Genomic DNA, 2,945 nt, shown 5'->3' with positions numbered 1-2,945 from the left:
CCCATCCACGCCTTGGCCGCAGCACGAAGAACGTGGATGCCCGGGACAAGCCCGGATCATGACGAGCTCAACAGCCGTTAGGTTACGATGTCGATGAAACTCCCTCACTGCGCCGACGCGGCAAGCTTTCGCGCCTTTCGCGCCGACCCTCCGCGATGGCTGCCGATCGCGCTCGACATCGCCCGCAGCCACGATCTCGATGCCAGCGCGCCGCACGTCTTTGCGACCGGCACCAATCTCGTGGTCGGGCTCGGCGATCGCCTGATCCTGAAAATCTTCCCGCCGCTGCTCCGCGCGCAGTTCGTCTCCGAGCACGGCTCGCTGGCCCAACTTGCCGGTCGCATTGATTTGCCAATTCCCGAGATCGTCGCGGAAGGCGATCGCGACGGCTGGCCTTATCTGATCATCACACGCCTTGCCGGCACGCTCGGCTCGGAGGTCTGGCCGTCGTTGCCGGAAGCGCAGAAGGAGCGCGTGCTGCGACAGATCGGCGAGACCATCGCCGCCGTGCAGCGCGCGCCGCTCGGCTCACTCGCGCAGATCCAGCCGCGCTGGGACGACTTCATGCGGGCCCAGATGCAGGGCTGCAAGGCGCGGCACACGCGTCTCGGCCTGGCGCCGAAATTCCTCGCCGGCCTCGACGATCTCCTGCGTGATGCGGCCGCGCTCATTCCGATGGATGCGTCGCCGGTGATCCTGATCGGCGAATACATTCCGGAGAACTTCCTGCTCGCCCGCCACGACGATCAATGGTCGCTCGCCGGCCTGTTCGACTTCGGCGACGTGCTGGCGGGATGGCGGGACTACGATCTGCTCGGCCCTAGCGCCTTCATGGCAGCGGGCCGGCCGGGCAGGGTGCGCAACCTGCTCGAAGGCTTTGGCTATGCGAAGCTCGACTTCGCGCTCAAGCGACGGCTGATGGCCCAGTTGCTGCTGCATCGCGCCAGCGACCTCAACAGCCACATCTGCATCGAGGGCTGGCAGGAGCAGGCGGATGATCTGGTCGAACTTCAGGAGCTGATCTGGCCGGGGTGACGGGCCGCGATCGATAGCCGCGCCACCTAGGGGCGAGACGCGCTCACGCAATAGGCTGGTATTGTCGAAAGCCTATTTTTTAGGCAAATATACCTGTTTGTATGCAATGTCCGACGGCTTGGCTTCTGATCGACGGCCCGGATAGCAGCCTTTTCCTATAAACATTTCATAGGCTTATGCTGGTTTAATCCTTGCTTAAGCCTTGGCACGAACCTTGCGAATCCAGTTCCAACCAGAAAACTTTTGTGTTGGAGCCATTCCATGAAGCGCCGCGATTTCCTCAAGTCCGTTTCCGGATTGGCCGCAGGCGCGGCGCTTCCGGCCATGCCGTCCGTGATCTCGTCGGCCAAGGCCGATGCGCGCTCGGAGACGCTGCTGATCGTCTCGGAAGGCGGCCCCAACAATCTCGATATCCACGGCGTCGGCACCAACGTGCCCGGCTATGAGGTGTCCTGGAATTGCTACGACCGCCTGCTCAGCCACGAGATGAAGACCGGCCCCGGCGGCGTGCCCTATTACGACCGCGACAAGTTCAAGGGCGAACTCGCCGAGGACTTCAAGATCGACGACATGTCGGTCACCTTCAAGCTGAAGAAGAACGCCAAATTCCACGACGGCGCGCCTGTGACCGCCAAGGACGTGAAGTGGTCGCTCGACCGAGCCGTCAGCGTCGGCGGATTCCCCACCTTCCAGATGAGCGCGGGCTCGCTCACGAAACCCGAGCAGTTCGTCGTGATCGACGACTACACGGTACGTGTCGACTTCCTGAAGAAGGACAAGCTGACGATCCCCGATCTCGCGGTGATCGTGCCCTGCATCATCAATTCCGAGCTGGTGAAGAAGAACGCCAGCGAGAAGGATCCCTGGGGACTCGAATTCACCAAGCAGCAGACCGCGGGCTCCGGCGCCTACAAGGTGACGAAGTGGACCGCCGGCACCGAAGTGGTGATGGAGCGCAACGACGATTGGGTCGGCGGCCCGCTGCCGAAGATCAAGCGCGTGATCTGGCGCATGGTGCCGCAGGCCGGCAATCGCCGCGCGCTGCTGGAGCGCGGCGACGCCGACATCTCCTATGAGCTGCCGTTCAAGGATTTCCAGGAGATGAAGGCGAGCGGCAAGCTCAACGTGGTGTCGCTGCCGTTCTCCAACGGCATCCAGTATATCGGCATGAACGTGACCAAGCCGCCGTTCGACAATCCCAAGGTACGTCAGGCGGTCGCCTGCGCGATTCCCTATCAGAAGATCATGGACGCGGTGATGTTCGGGCTGGCTAACCCGATGTTCGGCGCGCCCAAGGACAAGCCAACCGAAGTCGCCTGGCCGCAGCCGCACAAATACAACACCGACATGGACAAGGCGAAGGCGCTGCTGGCCGAGGCCGGCTACCCGAACGGCTTCGAGACCACGATCTCGTTCGACCTCAACTTCGCCGGCGTCAACGAGCCGCTCTGCGTGCTGGTGCAGGAGAGCCTGGCCCAGATCGGCATCAAGACCACCATCAACAAGGTGCCCGGCGCCAACTGGCGCACCGAATTGAACAAGAAGGAAATGCCACTCTTCACCAACGTATTCTCGGGCTGGCTCGATTACCCCGAATACTTCTTCTACTGGTGCTATCACGGCAATAATTCCGTCTTCAACACCATGAGCTACAAGTCGGCGGAGATGGACAAGCTGATCGACGGCGCACGCGCGGCCGCCGCGACCGGCGACACCGCGACCTACGACACCGACGTGAAGGGCTTCGTCGACCTCGCCTACAGCGACATCCCGCGCATCCCGCTGTACCAGCCGTTCGTCAACGTCGCGATGCAGAAGAACATCAGCGGCTACCAATATTGGTTCCACCGGAGGCTGGATTATCGCGCGATGGCGAAGGGGTAAGGGGATGGCGGGCGAGATGGTCGCGT

2 protein-coding genes are annotated in these 2,945 nt (G+C 62.3%); both read left to right on the top strand.

The annotated features are described in order from the left end of the window. The first annotated feature begins 87 nt into the window (after positions 1 to 87). On the top strand, positions 88 to 1,035 hold the full coding sequence (locus IVB32_RS37665) for an aminoglycoside 3'-phosphotransferase/choline kinase family protein (RefSeq protein ID WP_247370480.1): 948 nt from the start codon (positions 88 to 90) through the stop codon (positions 1,033 to 1,035). Between the two features lie 261 nt (positions 1,036 to 1,296). Then, entirely contained in the window at positions 1,297 to 2,919 is a 1,623-nt protein-coding gene (locus IVB32_RS37660) for an ABC transporter substrate-binding protein (protein WP_085349651.1), read from the top strand. The last annotated feature ends 26 nt before the right edge of the window (positions 2,920 to 2,945 follow it).

This window comes from Bradyrhizobium sp. 23 (assembly GCF_023073295.1).
In the GTDB taxonomy this organism is placed as follows: domain Bacteria; phylum Pseudomonadota; class Alphaproteobacteria; order Rhizobiales; family Xanthobacteraceae; genus Bradyrhizobium; species Bradyrhizobium canariense_D.
Note: the sequence above shows the minus strand (reverse complement) of the source record. Positions and strands in the feature narration are given on the sequence as shown.

What these genes read in the sequence shown, in the direction of transcription:
- IVB32_RS37665 (WP_247370480.1), top strand. Translation starts at nt 88, where the DNA reads ATGTCGATGAAACTCCCTCACTGCGCCGACGCGGCAAGCTTTCGCGCC.
- IVB32_RS37660 (WP_085349651.1), top strand. Translation starts at nt 1,297, where the DNA reads ATGAAGCGCCGCGATTTCCTCAAGTCCGTTTCCGGATTGGCCGCAGGC.